This is a genomic window from Mycobacterium kansasii ATCC 12478 (assembly GCF_000157895.3).
GTDB classification, from domain to species: Bacteria; Actinomycetota; Actinomycetes; order Mycobacteriales; family Mycobacteriaceae; genus Mycobacterium; species Mycobacterium kansasii.
The window spans coordinates 4,476,845-4,495,387 of sequence record NC_022663.1 but is presented as its reverse complement, the minus strand read 5'-3'; the positions used below and the strand labels follow the sequence as shown (position 1 = coordinate 4,495,387).

Here is an 18,543-nt window from a genome sequence, read left to right as displayed (position 1 = left end):
GCTTAGGCCGGACCCAAGGCGCCGACTTCGATGGACGGCAACCGGTCATCGGCGGCCGCGACCGCGAACAGGGTGGCGGCGGTGTAGAAGGCTTCTTCACTCATCAGGCCGCGCCGGGCCAGTTCGATGCGGTCCACTTCGGCGCCCCATCGCTTGGCAAAGAGGTTTTTGAGTTGTCTTGGGTCGGGTCGGTGCAGGTTCAAATGCGGCTTGCGACGGGCAAGTTCATCGCGCCGGGCCAACGCTTGTGCCGTGACACTGCGCCAGTGCGGCAGGCGCGGGTCCGCGCGTAACAGGTCGAGAAAGTGCTCGATGGCAGGAAGCGACCGGGTGACAAACAGGGTGCGGGTAACGAGCAACGCTGAGACGGCGATCGGGTCGGTACCGAGCGTGGCGTTTTCTTCGTCGGTCAGCCACTGCGATCGAACCGACGCCGGAAAGCCGGACTCGTCGGCAAGTCCGATGGCTACGGCGTACCGGTGGGCGACGGTCTCCAACGCGCGTCGGCGGGTGCCGGCAGCCACCTGCGCGACGGCGCGGGATGCGTGCTGGCGAACGTCGCCGTGATCACCGGGGTGGGTGACGATCCAGTACCAGGAGGCGACCTGCTCGAGAGCGGGAAGGTAGGCCCAGCGGTCGGCGGCGCAGATGCTCAGCAGGGATAGGACGTCGGTGTCGCGGACGCCGAGGGTGGTGCCCGTGTCGGTGTCGGTGCCGGAGGTGATGGCGACCGGCACCGGGGGCTCCCAACGTTGTTTCCAGCGAACCGACCACACCGTCGGCGGTGGGCCCGGGCGGGTGGCGACGCCGTCCTGCCCGTCGACGATGTTGCGGAGCGCCACCACCGCGTCGGCGTGTTTGATATCGACCCGCGATGCCGTCAATTGCTTTGCCAAGCAACTTCTTTCGGGCACCTCGAGCGCGGCCAGCAGCCGATCCCAGGTGCGCATGGTGAACGGCGTGCGGCCCGCCGTTTCGACCAGATCAGCCGCCAATTGTGCTGACAGCAAACCGGTCTCGACAGCGCGTGCCAGCGTTTGGCGGATGTTGACCAACGCGTCGACGAAGACGGGATAGCCGTCTTCGGGCTCGCCGTGGACCATGGCGACCTCGTCGTCGGCTTCCAAATATCCGTTGCGGTAGTTGTCGAATACCCAACCGTAGCCTTCCATTCCGAAGGGATGCAGTTCGGCGGCGCGCAGCGCACCCATGCTGGACGAGCCGACGACGCGGACTCCGTCCTGGATCAAGGTCAACAGTTCTTTGTGCCGCACCGGGGGGTGCTGGAAGAACAACCCGTCGACAATCAGCAGCGTGTCGCCGGGCTTCAGCCCGTACCGCAGGGCGTCGCCGAACGAAATCGGAGGCACCACCTCGGCATTGGGCACCACCGTGTGGACATCGGCGACGCCGATGGTGGGCCCCGCGGTCACCACGATCCGGCGGGCGGCCCTCATGCCGACTCCTGCAAGGGGGTGCGCATCGGAGAACCGTGCGAGGCCGTCAGACCGGGCGCGATCACCTTCACCACCGGAACACAGCTGCCGGCGAGATCGCACACGACCGCCAGCGGCTCGGTGCCCGACCGGTCCGCCACCGCCGTTGCGGCCGAAGCCAACAGGTCACTCAACGAATCGGTGCCGGGAACGTGCCACGGTGTGGGTTCGGCGGTAGGCAAGTGCCGCATGGTTGGCCGCAACGGGCCGTAGGCGTGCACCCGGGCGAAGCGGTGGTACAACGCCGGCGACAGGTCTTCGCGTGCTCCGCTGATAGCCGTCAGCCGCGATTGCGCGGCTTCGGTGATCGCCCGGGACAACGCCACGTTGGGATCGTGGTGTAACCCGAAGCCGCTGAACGGAACCCCCAGCATGGGCGAACAGATCTCGGCGGTAAAGCACGGGAAACCGTCCCACGTGTCGGTCCGCGCTATCTTCAGTTCGCTCCCGGCCCGGTAGATCATGTCGACCAATTCGGCGCAGCCGGAGTCGGCGACATCGTCGACAGGCACCTCGAACAGGGTGCTTCCGGGTTCGCCGGCGGCCATGGCGTGGCGTTCCATGACCTCGTAGAGGCCATGGAGGCTGGCCTCCCAGTAGCTGTTGCCCGAGGCCAACCCCGTGGTGTCCATCGAGAACATCGGCGGGTCCCAGCGGTTGTCGACCGCCGCGTTCACCAGAACCGCCTCCCACGGCACCCAGGTTTGGCGGCCGGTCAACAGCGTCGTCGCGGTCATCCAGTCGAGCTTGGCGCCAGGGTGGTAGATGCTTCGGGCCGACAGGAGCAGGTGGGCCGGATCGTAGGTCAGAGCTGCCGCGAGGTCCGTTGTCCTCATGGAAAACAGGTCGGGCGTGACGTTTTCAGCGTGCCAGGTTTCCAGCGATTCCATGACCGCGGAAACTTGGGCGGCGCGGTAGGTCGCGGCCTTGCCCTGACTGACCGAAAGTGTCACAGAGGCGGGACGCACTGCCTGAACGGTGGGAATGCCGAGATCGTCGAGCCAGGTGAGGTCGGCGACGCGGGTGATGCCCGCCAATTCCAGCATCGGTTGCACGGCCCGCCAGGTCTGTTCGGGAGACATGATTCGGTAGGTCCCCGCCCGATGGGCGATCGAGGTGGGATTGGCATGGCCCAGCACCCGGGTCGGCCACTGCGACCAATCCGGGCCCACGGACGCGGCGGTGGCCGCAGCGCATGATTCAGACATGGACTCACGTCCTCTAGTTGCGGGGATCGCACAGGAGTGCGGTTGCTGTCGGCGGCTGGTGCAGCTCTACCTGACGCGGGAAAACATTGGAGACCGCTGGTGGGGGTTCATTGCCTGACAAACCCCCACCAGCGTCGCCTCCACGGACGACATCTCCTCTTCAGTCGATGCTCTCCGCGTTGAACCAGTAGCAAACGTAGTGGAGCCGATACGTTGCTTCGTCTTCGACAAACAGAAGTTCATGGGCCATGTGATCACCTCCTTTCGTGCGGGACGAACGGTCGCCAGCCGCGCTTTGTGTCAGAACTTCACTCGGCCGGGTCGTTACTTAACATGCGGAATTGTAACGGTAGGCAATAGTAGCTGATAGCTATCGAATGCTCGCCGCTTGCGGTGCGGTGGCTCGCACAAGTACGCAGGCAGCCGGGCTGCATGCGCGCGTGCGCCGCGCCACGCGAGTGTTGCGCCGCCGAGAAGTATTAACCCCGGCCTTAGATACAGTTGGAATAATGCCTCAATCTGCCCCGCCCGCGCTGACTGTTCGCTACGACGGGTCTGCACGTACTTTCGCGCCCGGCCATGACGTGGTAGTCGGCCGCGACTTGCGCGCCGACATGCGCATCACGCATCCGCTGATCTCCCGGGCACACCTGCTGTTGCGGTTCGATCAGGGCCGGTGGCTGGCGATCGACAACAATTCGCTGAACGGGACCTTCTGCAACGGCCGGCGGGTGCCGATGGTCGACATCCAGGACGGCCAGAGCGTCAACATCGGCAACCCCGACGGGCCGTTGCTGACCTTTGAGGTCGGCCGGCACGTGGGGATGGCCGGGCGGCCACCGCAAACCGAGTCGATGCGGGTGGGCACCCAGTCGTCGCCGTGGCCGCCGGCGGCGACGCAGGTTGCTGGTCACCCGGGACCGCCGCCGCCGGCACGCCAGTCGAACTGGACCGCGCCGCCGTCGGCGCGACCGCATCCCGGCCCGCCCCCGAAATCGGGGCAACCGATGTACCCCAGCTCGGCGTCCCGGCAGCCCGGGTTTGCACCGGGGCCGCCGCGCCAGCCATCGAACCAGCCGCCGAACCAGCCGCCGAATTATGCACCGGCCGGGCCGCGCCCGTCGCCGCCCACGCAGATGCAGCCCAGCGCCGCCAAGCCGCCCGAGGTGGCCAATCTGGCGACCAAGATGATCCATGCGCTGTTGCCGCGGACCGGGTCCAATGAAATGCCGGCGGGATCGGTCACGATCGGCCGCGCCACCGATAACGACGTCGTGATCCAGGACGTCCTGGCGTCGCGTCACCACGCTTTCCTGACCATGACACCCCTGGGCACCGAAATCCGCGACGCCCACAGCGTCAACGGGACGTTCGTCAACGGGGTCCGGGTCGGCTCGGCGATCTTGAGCGACGGCGACGTCGTCACCATCGGCAACGTGGACCTGGTGTTCACCGGCGGCACGCTGATTCGCCGCACGGAGGCGGCCACCCGCACCGGCGGCCTGGAAGTGAAATCGGTCTGCTTCAAAGCCGATGGCAAGCAACTGCTCGACCACATCTCGCTGACCGCCCGCCCCGGCACATTGACGGCCATCATCGGCGGCTCCGGCGCCGGCAAGACCACCCTGTCGCGACTGATCGCGGGTTACACCAGCCCCAGCTCGGGAACCGTGACCTTCGAGGGCCACAACATCCACACCGAGTACGCGTCCATGCGCAGCAGAATCGGGATGGTCCCCCAAGACGACGTCGTGCATCGCCAGCTCACCGTCAACCAGGCCCTCGGGTACGCCGCCGAACTGCGGCTGCCGCCCGACACCAGCAAGGCCGACCGCGACCAGGTGGTCGCCCAGGTCCTCGAGGAACTCGAGCTGACCAAACACGCCGACACACGAGTGGACAAGTTGTCCGGCGGGCAGCGCAAGCGCGCGTCGGTGGCGCTCGAACTGCTCACCGGTCCGTCGCTGCTGATTCTCGACGAGCCGACGACGGGTCTGGATCCGGCGCTGGACCGGCAGGTGATGATGATGCTGCGGCAACTCGCCGACGCCGGCCGTGTGGTGCTGGTGGTCACCCACTCCGTGTCCTACCTGGACGTCTGCGATCAGCTGCTGCTGGTCGCTCCGGGCGGCAAGACGGCATTCCTGGGCCCGCCCGACCAGATCGGTCAGGCCATGGGAACCACCAACTGGGCCGACATTTTCGCCAAGGTGGGCGCCGACCCCGACGAGGCCAACCGCCGCTTCCTGGCCGACAAGCAGGCCCAGCCGGCGTTTCCGTCCCAGGCCAGCCCCGCCGCCGACCTGGGCGAACCGGTGCACACCGACGTGTTTCGGCAGTTCTCCACCATCGCCCGCCGCCAGGTTCGCCTGGTCGTTTCCGACCGTGGCTACACGGTGTTCCTGGCGTTGCTGCCGTTCCTCATCGGCGTGCTGAGCCTCACCGTTCGCGGCAAGACCGGATTCGGGATGTCGGATCCGCTGGGCAACAATCCCGCCCAGCCCGACCAGATTCTGGTCATGCTCAATGTCGGGGCGGTATTCATGGGGACGGCGCTGACGATCCGTGACCTCATCGGTGAGCGTCCCATCTTCCGGCGCGAGCAGGCGGTCGGCTTGTCCACCGCGGCCTATATGGCCGCCAAGATCGTGGTGTTCTCCGCGTTCGCGATCGCGCAGGCGGCGATCGCCACCACCATCTGTGTGATCGGCTGGGGCAAGCCGCTTTCCGACGCGGTGCTGCTGGGAGACGTCCGGTTCGAACTGTTCGTCACCGTGGCCGCGACCTGTGTGGCCTCGGCGATGCTGGGCATGGCACTGTCGGCGCTGGCGCAGTCGCAGGACCAGATCATGCCGATGCTGGTGTTCTCGATCATGTCTCAGCTGGTGTTCTCCGGGGGCATGATCTGGGTGACCGACCGGATCCTGCTCGACCAGTTGTCCTGGGCCACACCCGCCCGCTGGGGCTACGCGGCGTCGGCGTCGACGATCGACACCCACCGGCTGGTACCCGGCCCAACCGACCCGAAAGACCAGCACTGGGACCACAAGGCGAGCGCGTGGCTATTCGACATGGCCATGCTCGGGGTGGTGTCGATCGCCTATACCGCCATCGTGTGGTGGAGGATCCGGCTCCGACGGCGCTGACGCGGGCGCAACTCTTAGGGTGAAGCAATGACCCGAGCTCAGCGGCCAGTGCTGACGGTTCGGTCGGACCGCTCTCAACGCAGCTTCGCTCCGGGCGCCGACGCGATCGTGGGCAGTGATCTGCGGGCCGACCTGCGCGTCGCACACCCGCTGGTGGCCCAGGCGCACGTGGTGGTGCGCTTCGAGCAGGGCAACTGGATCGCCATCGACAATTCACGGACCGGGATGTTCGTCGACGGCCGCCGGGTGCCGCTGGTGGACATCCGTGACGGCCTGGTGGTCAACCTCGGCAGGCCCGACGGGCCGCGCATCAGCTTCGAAGTGGGGCATCACCGCGGCATCATCGGCCTGCTGCCGCAGACCGGCTTTCCGCCGCCCGGGGGTCCAGCCGCCGGTACCGAGCAGCAGCAGCACCGGCCACCCGCGCAGCCGCCCGGCCCCGCGCCGCCGGCACCGGGCGCACCCGGCTACCCCGGGGCACAGCGCACCACCGTCATACCGGTTTCTCCACCGCCCCCGCAGGCGGAACGCACCACGACGCTCAACGTCGCGGGCGCCGCCTCCGGCCACGCGCCGACCGGCGCGGGCATTTCCTGGATCGGCCGGGCGCTCGACAACGACATCGTCGTCGCCGACGTGCTGGCGTCGCGCCACCACGCGTTCCTGACCCCCACACCGGTGGGCACCGAGATCAACGACGCGCACAGCATCAACGGGACGTTCGTCAACGGGATCCGGGTCGGCTCGGCGATCCTTCGCGAGGGTGACGTGGTCACCATCGGCAACGTCGACCTGGCGTTCACCGGGACCACCCTGGTTCGCCGTGCCGAAGCGGCCACCCGCACCGGCGGCCTGGAGGTCACTGGGATCAGTTACACCGTCAACGGCGCCGCGCTGCTCGACAACGTGTCGCTGACCGCGCGGCCGGGCACGCTGACCGCCGTCATCGGCGGCTCCGGCGCCGGCAAGACCACGCTGTCGCGGCTGATTGCCGGCTATCTCAGCCCCACCTCGGGCACGGTGACCTTCGAGGGCCACAACATCCACACCGAATACGCATCGTTGCGCAGCCGGATCGGGATGGTCCCCCAAGACGACGTCGTGCACCGGCAACTGACCATCAACCAGGCGCTCGGCTATGCCGCCGAACTGCGGCTGCCGCCGGATACCAGCAAGCAGGATCGCGCCCAGGTGGTCGCCGGGGTGCTCGAAGAACTGCGGCTCACCGAACACGCCGACACCCGCGTCGACAAGCTGTCCGGCGGCCAGCGCAAACGGGCCTCGGTGGCCCTGGAACTGCTCACCGGCCCGTCGCTGCTGATTCTCGACGAGCCGACGTCGGGCCTGGACCCGGCGCTGGACCTGCAGGTCATGACGATGCTGCGGCAACTCGCCGACGCCGGCCGGGTGGTGTTGGTGGTCACCCACTCGCTGACCTACCTCGACGTCTGTGATCAGGTGCTGCTCATGGCGCCCGGGGGCAAGACCGCGTTCCTGGGGCCGCCCGACCAGATCGGGCAGGCGATGGGCACCACAAACTGGGCCCAGATTTTCGCGAAGGTCGGTGCCGATCCCGACGAGGCCAACCGCCGCTTTCTGGCCCGCAACCAGCCCCCCGCACCGGCGCCGATCGAGACGCCCACCGACCTGGGCGAACCGGCACACACCAGCGTGCGCCGCCAGTTCTCCACCATCGCGCGCCGACAGGTTCGGCTGGTCGTTGCCGACCGGGCCTACTTCACATTCCTGGCTGCCTTGCCGTTCGTCCTGGGTGCGCTGTCCCTGACGGTTCCGGGTGACACCGGGTTCGGCATGGCCCAACCGACCAGCCAGACACCCGACGAGGCCGCACAGATTTTGACGCTGCTGTCCATCGCCGCCGTCTTCATGGGTACCGCACTGACCATCCGCGATCTCATCGGCGAGCGCGCCATCTTCCGTCGCGAGCAGGCCGTGGGGTTGTCGACGAGGGCCTACCTGGGCGCCAAGATCACGGTGTTCTGCATGTTCGCCATCACCCAAGCGGCGATCACGACCGGGGTCGTGCTCCTGGGCAAGGGCGTACCGACCCAGCAGGCGGTGCTGCTCGGCAACCCCAGCTTCGAGCTGTTCACCACGGTCGCCGCCACCTGTGTGGCCTCGGCGATTCTGGGCTTGCTGCTGTCGTCGGTCGCCCGGTCCAGTGAGCAGATCATGCCGTTGCTGGTGGTGTCGCTGATGCTGCAGCTGGTGCTCGCCGGTGGCCTGGTCCCGGTGACCAACCGGCTCTTCCTGGACCAGTTGTCGTGGGCGGTGCCCGCGCGGTGGGGGTACGCGGCATCGGCGGCGACGGTCAACCTGCGCGAGCTGGTCCCCGGCTCATACAGTCCCGAGGACAGCCACTGGACGCACTCGCGCCCGGCGTGGCTGTTCGACATGGCGATGCTCGCGACGCTGTCGGTGGCCTATGCCTGCCTGGTCTGGTGGCGCATCCGGCTCAGACGCCACTGACGCGGCCCGAAGCCCGCCCAGGTTTTGGAGCGGGTGTCAGCGGCTACAGCTAGTTTCGATGAACACGGTGGCGCCGCCCGTGCTGACAGTGTTGGGGCTCGGGCCGCAACGCACTTTCGCCGCAGGTCACGACATCATCGTCGGCAGCGACCTGCGTGCCGACATGCACGTCAGCCACCCGTCGGTCTCCCGGGCCCACCTGCTACTGCGCTTCGATCATGGCAGGTGGATGGCAATCGACAACGGATCGCACGAGGGCACGTTCGTGGACCACCGGCGGGTGCACGCCGTGGAAATCCACCCCGGCCAGCGGATCAACATCGGCAGTCCCGACGGACCCTGCCTGACCTTCGAGGTGGGACAACCCGAGGTGCCCGCCGGACGGCCGCCGCGAACGGCGCCGATACCGGCCGCGCAGCTCCGCCCGCATCCGGCTGCGCGACCGGTTCCACCACCGGCGCCGGGCCCGATACCGGCGATGGAGCCCGCCCACCCCGCACCGCCGACCCGGCTGGGCAGGGTCCATCCCGGGCCCCAGCCGCCACCCACCCGGATGGGGCCGTACCTAGCGCCGGACCCGGCTCCCCCGCGCCCGCCGAGTCACCCGCCCGTTCCTCCGCGCGACCCGTCGAACCTGGCGACGAAGGTGATCCGTTCCCTGTGGCCCGAGTCCGGCCGAAACCGCCGGCTGGCGGGTGCAGTGACAGTTGGCCGAGCGCAGGACAACGACATCGTCGTCCCCGACGTCTTGGCGTCGCGACGGCACGCCTTCCTGGTCCAGACGGCGCTCGGCACCGAAATCCGCGACGCCCGCAGCGTCAACGGAACCTACGTCAACGGGGTGCGGATCGGGTCGGCGGTGCTCAGCGAGGGCGACGTGGTCACGATCGGCAACGTCGACATGGTGTTCTCCGCCGGCACGCTGACCCGCCAGGCCGATGCCGGGACGCCAGCCGGCGGCCTGGAGGTCAACCGGGTGCAGTTCGAGATCGACGGCAAGCAGCTGCTCGACAACATCTCGCTGACCGCCCGCCCCGGCACCCTGACCGCCATCATCGGCGGATCGGGAGCGGGCAAGACCACACTGGCCCGGCTCATCGCCGGCTACACCCGCCCCAGCGCCGGCTCGATCACCTTCGAGGGACACGACATCCACGCCGAATACGCGACCCTGCGCAGCAGGATCGGGATGGTTCCGCAAGACGACGTGGTGCACCGGCAGCTGACGGTGAACCAGGCGCTGGGGTATGCCGCCGAGCTGCGCCTGCCGCCGGACACCAGCAGCGCCGACCGGGCCAAGGTCGTCGCCCGGGTGCTCGAGGAGCTCGAGCTGACCGAGCACGGCGATACCCGGGTGGACAAGTTGTCCGGTGGGCAACGAAAACGCGCGTCGGTCGCGCTGGAGCTGCTCACCGGTCCGTCGCTGCTGATTCTCGACGAGCCGACCACCGGCCTGGACCCGGCGCTGGATTCCCAGGTGATGATGATGCTGCGCAAGCTCGCCGACGCCGGCCGGACGGTGGTGGTGGTCACCCACTCGGTGTCCTACCTCGACCTGTGCGACCAGCTGCTGTTGCTGGCGCCCGGCGGCAAGACGGCCTACTTCGGCCCGCCCGACCAGGTGGGCTCGGTGATGGGGACCAGCAACTGGGCCCACATCTTCATCAAGGTGGGCGCCGATCCCGACGAGGCCAAGCGCCGGTTCCTGGCGCAGCGCGGGTCGGAGCCGAAGCTCTCGGCCCGGGCCGAGCCGGGGGATCTGGGTGAGCCGGTACACGTCGACGTGTGGCGCCAGTTCTCGACGGTCGCGCGCCGGCAGGTCCGGCTGGTTGTCTCCGATCGCTGGTACACGGTGTTTCTGGCCGCACTGCCGTTCATGCTGGGGCTGCTGACCTTGACCGTGCCGGGCCACAGCGGCTTCGGCGTGGCCGACCCGAACGGCAAGACACCGGCCGAGCCGGCGCAGATACTGGTCCTGCTGTGCGTCGGGGCCGTGTTCATGGGCACCGCGCTGACCATCCGCGACTTGGTCGGCGAGCGGCCCATCTTCCACCGCGAGCAAGCCTTCGGCTTGTCCACGCAGGCATACCTGCTGGCCAAGATCGCGGTGTTCTCGATGTTCGCCACCGCGCAGGCGGCGATCGTGACCACCATCGCGGTGATCGGCAAGGGCGCACCGACCCGGGGAGCCGTGCTGCTGGGCAATCCGACGCTCGAGCTGTTTGTCGCCGTCGCCGCCACCTGCTTCGCCTCGGCGATCGTCGGCATGGGCATGTCCGCGCTGGCCCGCTCCAGCGACCAGATCCTGCCGCTGCTGGTGGTCGCAATCATGGCGCAGCTGGTGTTCTCCAGCGGCATCATTCCGGTCACCAACCGCGTGGTGCTCGACCAGCTGTCCTGGCTGACCCCGGCCCGGTGGGGCTTCGCGGCGTCGGCCTCGACGATCGACCTCAACACCGTGCAACCAAGCCCGTTCAGCCCGAAGGACAGCCACTGGCATCACACGACCGGAGCCTGGCTGCTCGACATGGCGATGCTGGGGCTGTTGTCGACGGTCTACGCCGGCTTCGTGCTGTGGCGGATCAGGCTCAAACGCTGAGACTTCAAGCGTCCAGCCGCAACCCGTGTGCCAGCGCAAACGCCAGAGCTTGCGGAACGTCGATGCGCGCTCCCGTCAGCGACGCCGTTGTCCACAGCGACGGGTCCACGGTGGCCCCACGCAGATCGGCCCCGTCCAACCGGGCGCCGGTGGTGCGCGCGCCGCTCAGGTCGGCCCCGCGCAGCACGGCCTTGCGCAGGTCGGCCTCCACCAGGCTGGTCTCGCGCAGCCGGCAGCCGCTCAGGTCGGCGCCGCGCAGGTCGTTACCCGCCAGCACCGCGAGGGTGAAGTCGACGTCGTCGAACGTCAGCGGCCGCAGCCGGCAACCCACGAATACCGAGCCGAGCAGGCTGCATTGCTGGAAAGTGCTGTGCCACAGCGCTGTTCGCTCAAAAGTGCAGTTGCGAAACGCCGATCCGCGGTGCTGCGACTCGGCCAGGTTGACGCCGCTGAAGTCGCATCCGCTGAACACGACGCGTTCGGTGCACAATCGGCTGAGGTCTTCGTCCCGGAAATCCCGGCAGTCGAATTCGCAGTCCACCCACTGCAACGCGGTCAGCTGCCCGTCAGGCTGGCCAGCGCGTACTCGCTGACCGCGATCAGCGCGTCGGTGGCAGACCTGCGGCTGCGGGCGTCGATGTTGATCACCGGGATGTGCGCGGGCAGCGTCAGCGCCTGGCGCACCTCGGCGGCCGGATACCGTGGCGCGCCGTCGAATTCGTTGACGGCGACCAGGAACGGCAGGTTGCGGTGCTCGAAGAAGTCGACCGCGGCGAAGCTGTCCTCCAGGCGGCGACAGTCGACGAGGACGATCGCGCCGATGGCGCCGCGCACCAAGTCGTCCCACATGAACCAGAACCGGCGCTGGCCCGGGGTGCCGAACAGGTAGAGCACCAGGTCCTCGCCCAAGGTGATGCGGCCGAAGTCCATCGCCACCGTGGTGGTCTGCTTCTGCGGGGTGACTTCGAGCATGTCGACGCCCACCGAGGCATCGGTGACCATCGCTTCGGTGCGCAACGGCATGATCTCCGACACCGCGCCGACGAACGTGGTCTTGCCGGCCCCGAATCCGCCCGCGATGACGATCTTCGTGGAGGCATGGGCCGCGGTATCCCGGAGGTGCGCCTCAGAGTGCTTGGAGGCCACGCAGCGTCCTTCCTATGAGTTCGCGGCGCTCATCGCTGGTCGAGCGGTCGGTCAAGGTCGCCTGCACCCGAAGGTAATCGGAGCTGACCAGATCACCCACCAGGACGCGCGCGACACCGACCGGCAAATCCAGCCGGGCAGCGATTTCGGCCACCGACGGGCTCGACGGGCTGTCGGCGCATAACCGGATGATTCTGCCTCGCATATCGTGCGGCGGCCACCGGTGAGCCGAACCCGCCGGCAGCGCCTGCACCGCAGCTTCCAGCGGCAGGTCGATGTCGGTGCCGGTGCGTCCGGCCGTCAGGGTGTACGGGCGGACCAGGTTCGCCCCCGGCCGGGCTAGCGGCGGCTCGCGTCTGTCCACTGCGGCTCAGGTTGGGCCCGGCGGGAGGACTGCACGACGCTGCCGACTCGCTCGACCAGGATGGCCATCTCGTAGCCGATCTGCCCGATGTCGCATCCGGTCACCGCCAGCGTCGCCAGATGCGAGCCGTCGCCGACCCGCATCAGCAGCAGAAACCCGTTCTGCATCTCGACCACCGACTGCAACACCTGACCACCCTCGAACAGCTGGGCGGCCCCGGTGGCCAGGCTGGCCAGGCCGGAAGCGACGGCCGCCAGCTGGTCGGCGCGTTCCCGGGGTAGATACTCGCTGGCGGCCAGCGGTAGACCGTCGACGGACACCAGTAGGGCATGCGCGACGCCGGGCACCTCGCGGGCGAACTTCGACACCAGCCAGTCCAGCGGGCTGTCCAACGAACGGGTGTTCATTGCTGATCGGCTTCCTGACTGGTCGTGCGGGCGTGCGCCCGGCCGGTGTGCACGCCACCGAAGTGGCTGCCGATGGAGGCTCGAACCGCATCGGGGTCACGCACCGCGGCCGCAGCCGGCGGTTGCCGGTCGGGATGCGGTCCGACGCCGGGCTCGGGTTCGGCGGCGCCGGGGACCAGCCGGGCGCCGGGGGTGCGCACCGGCAGGCCGTGGTCGGTGCGCGATTCCACCGGCTTGTCCTGGGCCTGGGCGGCGGCCGACCAGCCGCGGTCCCACACCGACCGCCAATCCAGATCGGGGCTTGCGGCCAGCTCGCGCGGGTCACCCATCATTTCCGACAGCATCCGCTGGTAGATCACGTCGTCGTCAACGGGACCGGCCGGAACCGACGGTTTGGGCGGCGGATCGGCGGGCCGCGCAGCGGCGGCAGTCGAGCGCTGTGCGAAAAATGCGGAGGTATCCGACGCGGTGGCCTGTTTCGTTGGCGGTGTCTGGGCCGGGGTCTGCTGGGCGTCGCGTTGAGCGTCGTGCCGGGCGTCGTGCCGGGTCTCCCACCACGGCGTTTTCAGCTCGCGCCGGGCCCGTGGCTGCTGCCCGGCGGGCGGGGCGGGAATGTCGGTGATGCCGCTGGAGCCCGGCTTGCGACGCGGCAGCAAGGTCACCGGCGGCACCGGCTTGTCGGCACCGTTCTGGTACGACGACGTCGCGGCCGGGTCCGCCGCCGGTTCGGGGGTGGGCGGCTTGATGATGAAGGGCCGCGGCGTGGGCGCGGGCGCACCGGCCTGGCTCGCCGGCGACTCGCCGCCGGCCAGCACGGCCACGGGCAGGTAGACCTCGGCGGTGGTGCCATTACCGGCTTCACCGGTCGACGGGCCGCGCAACCCCACCCGGATGCCATGGCGGGCCGCCAGCCGGCCGACCACGAAAAGACCCATGTGGCGCGCATTGTCAGGGGTCACCTCGCCGCCGGACTGCAGCCGCATGTTGGCGATGCGCCGATCGGAGTCGGTCATGCCCAAGCCGCAGTCGGCGACGCGCAGCAGCACCCCACCCGCGCTGCCGCGAACCGCCGACACCCGAACGGTCGTGGTGGGCGGCGAATAGCTCAGCGCGTTGTCGATCAGCTCGGCGAGCAGGTGGATCACACTGCCGGCGGCCCCGCCGATCACCTTGCAGTCGGCCACGCCGCCGACGGCGACACGGCGATAATCCTCGACTTCCGAGACGGCGGCGCTGACCACCGTCGGCAACGGAACCGGTTCGCGCCGCTCCCGGGAAATCTCCGCACCCGCCAGAACCAGCAGGTTAGCGCTGTTGCGGCGCAGCCGCGCGGCAAGGTGATCCAGCCGGAACAGGCTGTCGAGCCGGTCGGGGTCCTGCTCGTTGCGCTCGAGCCGGTCGATCAGCGACAGCTGCTGGTCGACCAGGGAACGGCTACGCCGCGACATGGTTTCGAACATGTCGTTGACCAGCAGCCGCAGCCGCGCCTCGTCGCCGGCCAGCAGCAGGGCCTGGGTGTGCAGTTCGTCGACCGCATGGGCGACCTGGCCGATTTCCTCGGTGGTGTAGACGGCCAGCGGCTGCGGCTGCGGCTCGGCGCCGGCTCGCACCCGGGCGATTTCGCCCTCGAGGTCGGTGTGGGCGACTTTCAGCGCGCCGTCGCGCAGTACTCGCAGCGGCCGGACCAGCGCTCGCGCCACGAGCAACACGACGACCAGTGCGATCGCGATGGCGGCCAGCACAAGCACGGCGTCGCGGACGGCGGCGTCGCGCCGCGCGGTGGCCTGCGCCTGGACCGAATTCGTCACCGACGCGGTGGCGCCCTTGATGACCTGCTCGGCGATCCCGTCGGTGACCTTGATCGAACGCAGCAGTTCGGGGTTGTCGACGAGCTCGCTGGCCGGATCGGACATGATCGCCATCCGGGTCAGCAGCTGCTGCTGCAGGTTCTTGGCGTCCGGCGAGCCGACCCCGAGCACTTCGCTCATCCCGAACAGCGTCGACGGTTCGGTGCCGGCCAGGGTGATCATCGAGGTGCGCAGTTGCGGCTCGGGAAGATCGGCGCCGCGGGTCACCAGGATCTCCTGCATCGTCATCTGCCCGCGGGCTCCGACGGCGCGGCTCAGGCCCTGAACCTGGGCCCGTATCTGCTCACTGTCGACCCGCACGGACGCGTTGATCGCATCCTCGGCCGTCAACAGCAGCGGCGCATAGGTGGTGATCCGGTCCCGCAGACCGATGCTGTTCTCCAGCACCTTGTCCAGCAATGCCTGGCCGCCGTTCAGCAGCGTGTTAACCCCGGACCGGACGTCGGGGATCACGTCGGTGTCGGCCAGGCGGGTCTGCAACTCGTACTTGCGGGCCGTGAAGTTCTTCTTGGCTCCCTCGACGTCGCGTCCGGTCGAACTCGCCAGCAATGCCACGTCTAGTGCCGACATGTACTTGGTGATCGCCGGTATCACGTTGGCGCGGGCAGCAACCAGCCGCAGATTTCCGGAATTGGCCATCGCGGCGTCGATTCGCAACACTCCGAATACCGTCGCCAGCAGCAGCGGTACCACGGCGATCGCGACGACTTTCCATCCAACCGGCCAGTTGCTCAGCGACCAGGCCGCGGGGCGGTGCCTCGCGGGTCGCCGTTGGGCGCCGCGCACCTCGGGTGGAACCGCCGCGACCGGAGTGGTCGGGCGGGCGAACATGGTCACGTTATTGCGGCCGGGCAACCGGCCGCACCCCTGATTCGTCGCGTTTGCAGAGACCAGAGACTCATCAAAACTTCCTGCCTTGTTCCGCCCGCCCCGGCAGCTGAGAGCCAACGCAAACGCCTGGCAATCCGACGAGTATGACAGGCTCCCCTGTGAACAAAGCCGAGGCCTCCACAATTGTTACTGAGCAGATAACGTCGGCCGCAACACACCGGGCGCCGGCAGTAGTCCGAAATGCGAAGACTGCGTGGTCACCGGCGATCCGGCATGCGAAGCAGTTTTCCGCCTCGCTCCCGAATTATGTTGTGTTGCACCGGATTAACGCGCACCCCGGGTGCCTTTGCAGCGTTGAGCAAGCCGGCGGCGGCGTTTGTCGGCCTGGTCGGCCGATGGGATAGTCCTGCATGGGGGGCTACCCGGGTGCCGGTGGGGAGGGGGTGAGGATTCATGCGCTGCGGCGAGGGTGCCGACTCGCGGCCCGGCGACGACTCGAGACGGCCCGAGACGGGGTTGTCGCCTGAGCGACAACACATGTACACGGTGCTCAGCGAGGTCGACGAGTTGCAACGCCGCGGCGAAACGGATTTCGAATCGGCGCTGCGCGACATCAACGCGATCACGGTGGCTTCGGTCCCCGGCGCTCAGTATCTCGGCGTCACCGTCGTCGACACCTCCGGGACCATCGAGACGTTGGCCGCCACGCACCGCTACCCGGCCTTGCTCGACGACGTACAGCGCGATGTGCGCGAGGGTCCGTGTCTGTCGGCGGCCTGGGAGCAGCACACCATCCGCATCGACGACCTGACGACCGATGGGCGCTGGCCGCGCTATCGCACCGCGGCGCTGGACCGCACCCCGGTGCGCTCGATCATGTCGTTCCGGCTCTTCGGCAGCGACAAGGCACTGGCCGCCCTGAACTTCTACGCGGACTCCACCCGGGCCTTCGACGACGAATCCGTCGAGCTGGGACTGGTCTTTGCCGCACACACCACCGTGGTCTGGAACCTGATCCGCCGCCAACAGCAATTCCGCAGCGCGTTGGCCAGCCGCGACCTGATCGGCCAGGCCAAGGGGATCCTCATGGAACGGTTCGACATCAACGCAGTCGCCGCCTTCGAATTGCTGCGCCGACTGTCGCAGGAATCCAATACCAAGATCGTCGAGATCGCCGAGAAGCTGATCGAGCTCAAGCGCCGCTAGCGCGGCGGGCCGGCCCAGGGCTCGGTGTCAACCCCGCAAGGTCGCATGGGGCGAGCGGCCGTAGGTCTCTCGGTAGTAAATGGCGAACCTGCCGATGTGGATAAAGCCCCATCGATTGGCGATCTGCTTGACCGTGGCGCTCGCCCGGGAGGAATCCAGCAGCTCGCGGTGCGCCCGGTCCAGCCGGACTCGGCGAAGATACTGCATCGGCGTGCAGTCCAGGCGCTGGCGGAACATGTACTGCAGCGCACGCGGGGTCACGTAGACGTGGGCGGCGATGTCCGCCAACGCGATGTCTTGGTGAGCGTTTTCCTCGATGAACGCCATGGCCCGGCGCAGCAGCACCGGCTGGGCCGAATCACGCCGGTCGGTCGGGGTGGGATCGAGCAACGCGCTGTGGGGGAAGGCGTTGAGGGTGGCGACGGCCAAGTGCGCCGCCGCGGTGTCGATCACCAGCGGCGCCGAGGCGGCGCTCGGATCAGCCAGAATGTGGTCCCGCAGATAGTCGATCAAGGCGGTGAGCCTGTTGCCGGCCGCAACCGATACGGGTCGATGGCCGGTCAAGCGAACCGGCTCGTGGGCCCGGTCCGGGGCGTTGGGTGCCACGCGATCCAGCAACGCGGGGTCAAACCCGATCAGCTGGTAGCCGGCGTGGCGGACCCGCCCGGAATGGGGCAGCTCCGGCGGGCCGATCATGGCGAGCTCACCGGCGGCCAACACGTGCTGCGGTTCGCCGATGAAGTTCTCCTCGATCCGGCCCCTGCGGACCCGGCAGAGCAGGATCTTCCCCAGCGGGTTTGCGTCGTAGCCCATGTCGTAACTGAACGACAGTTCATCGATGCTGAGCGAGCCCAGACAACGGCGTTGGATACGCGCGCGGCACATGCGGCCCTCGCCGCTGATACGCATCTTGGTGTAGGTCCGGACGAGGAAATCTTCGGTCTCAGCGAGATCGCTGCTGTCGAAATCGAGTTCGCGCGGCGCCGATTCGCGGGCCGGTTCGCGTGGCCGTGGCCTGGACCGGGCGGCCGGCCCCGTCGACATCGAGATCTCGCACCGCACTCTTCGCCCTTTCACCGCAACGGTCCGGTCGCCGTTACGGCGGCACCGCCGCCCGCGCGGTCCGGGCCCCCGGATTCCCGATGTGGCGCGGGCCGCTGATCCGGTCCACGCAGCGCCTTACTCAACCGTACCGGCGTTGGTCACCTGGGTGCGCTTCGTCGCCATGTGGCGCGACGCCTGCGCTGAGAGGATGGCCTGGTGTTCAAGCTGATGTTTGTTTCCCCATGTATTGCGCCCAATACCGGAAACGCCATCCGCACCGCCGCCGCCACCGGTTGCGAACTGCATCTGGTGGAACCGCTGGGTTTCGACCTGTCCGAGCCCAAGCTGCGGCGGGCCGGTCTGGACTACCACGACCTGGCGTCGGTCACGGTCCATGCATCGCTGACGGCAGCGTGGGACGCGCTGTTGCCGGCGCGGGTGTTCGCGTTCACCGCCCAGGCCACGACACCGTTTTCCGACGTCAGCTACCGCGCGGGGGACGTGCTGATGTTCGGACCGGAACCCACCGGGCTGGACGCGGCGACCCTGGCCGACGCGCACATCACCGAACAGGTGCGCATTCCCATGCTGGCGGGCCGGCGTTCGCTGAACCTGTCCAACGCCGCGGCGGTGGCCGTGTATGAGGCGTGGCGGCAGCACGACTATTCCGGAGCACTCTAGAGGGCTCGGTTTCCTGGGAATCGGATGACCGTCGGCTGTGAATCTGCTGTGGTTCGG

Annotated in this window: 13 protein-coding genes; 5 read left to right on the top strand and 8 right to left on the bottom strand. The window is 68.3% G+C overall.

Going from position 1 to position 18,543, the window contains the following annotated elements; genetic code table 11:
• Positions 1-2 precede the first annotated feature (2 nt).
• Positions 3-1,457, bottom strand: coding sequence for a TfuA-like protein (locus MKAN_RS19620; protein WP_023371276.1), 1,455 nt, complete (start codon positions 1,455-1,457; stop codon positions 3-5).
• On the bottom strand, positions 1,454-2,704 hold the full coding sequence (locus tag MKAN_RS19615; protein ID WP_023371274.1) for a YcaO-like family protein: 1,251 nt from the start codon (positions 2,702-2,704) through the stop codon (positions 1,454-1,456). The genes MKAN_RS19620 and MKAN_RS19615 overlap by 4 nt, the downstream gene beginning before the upstream one ends.
• A 509-nt stretch (positions 2,705-3,213) precedes the next feature.
• Here MKAN_RS19615 and MKAN_RS19610 point away from each other — a divergent pair.
• The 3 genes from MKAN_RS19610 to MKAN_RS19600 are packed head-to-tail and all read left to right on the top strand — an operon-like array spanning position 3,214 to position 10,939.
• Entirely contained in the window at positions 3,214-5,850 is a 2,637-nt protein-coding gene (locus MKAN_RS19610) for an ATP-binding cassette domain-containing protein (RefSeq protein ID WP_023371270.1), read from the top strand.
• Between the two features lie 27 nt (positions 5,851-5,877).
• A complete protein-coding gene (locus tag MKAN_RS19605) occupies positions 5,878-8,340 on the top strand; it encodes an ATP-binding cassette domain-containing protein (RefSeq protein WP_036391034.1) in 2,463 nt (820 codons plus the stop codon).
• Positions 8,341-8,398: 58 nt separating this feature from the next.
• Positions 8,399-10,939, top strand: a complete 2,541-nt coding sequence (locus MKAN_RS19600; protein ID WP_023371266.1) for an ATP-binding cassette domain-containing protein — start codon at positions 8,399-8,401, stop codon at positions 10,937-10,939.
• Between the two features lie 4 nt (positions 10,940-10,943).
• Here MKAN_RS19600 and MKAN_RS19595 read toward each other — a convergent pair whose 3' ends face one another.
• From MKAN_RS19595 to MKAN_RS19575, 5 genes are read right to left on the bottom strand one after another with little or no spacing between them, the layout of a single operon-like run.
• Entirely contained in the window at positions 10,944-11,489 is a 546-nt protein-coding gene (locus tag MKAN_RS19595) for a pentapeptide repeat-containing protein (RefSeq protein WP_099184622.1), read from the bottom strand.
• Positions 11,490-11,494: 5 nt separating this feature from the next.
• Entirely contained in the window at positions 11,495-12,085 is a 591-nt protein-coding gene (locus tag MKAN_RS19590; protein ID WP_023371262.1) for a GTP-binding protein, read from the bottom strand.
• Entirely contained in the window at positions 12,066-12,449 is a 384-nt protein-coding gene (locus MKAN_RS19585; RefSeq protein WP_023371260.1) for a DUF742 domain-containing protein, read from the bottom strand. The genes MKAN_RS19590 and MKAN_RS19585 overlap by 20 nt, the downstream gene beginning before the upstream one ends.
• Entirely contained in the window at positions 12,425-12,856 is a 432-nt protein-coding gene (locus tag MKAN_RS19580) for a serine protease inhibitor (protein WP_023371258.1), read from the bottom strand. Before MKAN_RS19580 ends, MKAN_RS19585 begins: the two co-directional genes overlap by 25 nt.
• A complete protein-coding gene (locus MKAN_RS19575) occupies positions 12,853-15,561 on the bottom strand; it encodes a sensor histidine kinase (protein ID WP_023371256.1) in 2,709 nt (902 codons plus the stop codon). Before MKAN_RS19575 ends, MKAN_RS19580 begins: the two co-directional genes overlap by 4 nt.
• 531 nt (positions 15,562-16,092) lie before the next feature.
• Here MKAN_RS19575 and MKAN_RS19570 point away from each other — a divergent pair.
• A complete protein-coding gene (locus tag MKAN_RS19570) occupies positions 16,093-16,761 on the top strand; it encodes a GAF and ANTAR domain-containing protein (protein WP_036391031.1) in 669 nt (222 codons plus the stop codon).
• A gap of 27 nt (positions 16,762-16,788) precedes the next feature.
• Here the strand turns inward: MKAN_RS19570 and MKAN_RS19565 are convergent, their stop codons facing one another.
• On the bottom strand, positions 16,789-17,805 hold the full coding sequence (locus tag MKAN_RS19565; protein WP_036391606.1) for a helix-turn-helix transcriptional regulator: 1,017 nt from the start codon (positions 17,803-17,805) through the stop codon (positions 16,789-16,791).
• 216 nt (positions 17,806-18,021) lie between these two features.
• Here MKAN_RS19565 and MKAN_RS19560 point away from each other — a divergent pair, with 216 nt between their 5' ends.
• Positions 18,022-18,486, top strand: coding sequence for a tRNA (cytidine(34)-2'-O)-methyltransferase (locus MKAN_RS19560; protein WP_023371250.1), 465 nt, complete (start codon positions 18,022-18,024; stop codon positions 18,484-18,486).
• Positions 18,487-18,543 lie beyond the last annotated feature (57 nt).

Bases quoted from the DNA above. Each gene is read 5' to 3' on its own strand.
- MKAN_RS19620 (WP_023371276.1), bottom strand. From the start codon at position 1,457: ATGAGGGCCGCCCGCCGGATCGTGGTGACCGCGGGGCCCACCATCGGC.
- MKAN_RS19570 (WP_036391031.1), top strand. From the start codon at position 16,093: ATGTACACGGTGCTCAGCGAGGTCGACGAGTTGCAACGCCGCGGCGAA.
- MKAN_RS19580 (WP_023371258.1), bottom strand. From the start codon at position 12,856: ATGAACACCCGTTCGTTGGACAGCCCGCTGGACTGGCTGGTGTCGAAG.
- MKAN_RS19600 (WP_023371266.1), top strand. From the start codon at position 8,399: ATGAACACGGTGGCGCCGCCCGTGCTGACAGTGTTGGGGCTCGGGCCG.
- MKAN_RS19610 (WP_023371270.1), top strand. From the start codon at position 3,214: ATGCCTCAATCTGCCCCGCCCGCGCTGACTGTTCGCTACGACGGGTCT.
- MKAN_RS19565 (WP_036391606.1), bottom strand. From the start codon at position 17,805: ATGTCGACGGGGCCGGCCGCCCGGTCCAGGCCACGGCCACGCGAACCG.
- MKAN_RS19615 (WP_023371274.1), bottom strand. From the start codon at position 2,704: ATGTCTGAATCATGCGCTGCGGCCACCGCCGCGTCCGTGGGCCCGGAT.
- MKAN_RS19605 (WP_036391034.1), top strand. From the start codon at position 5,878: ATGACCCGAGCTCAGCGGCCAGTGCTGACGGTTCGGTCGGACCGCTCT.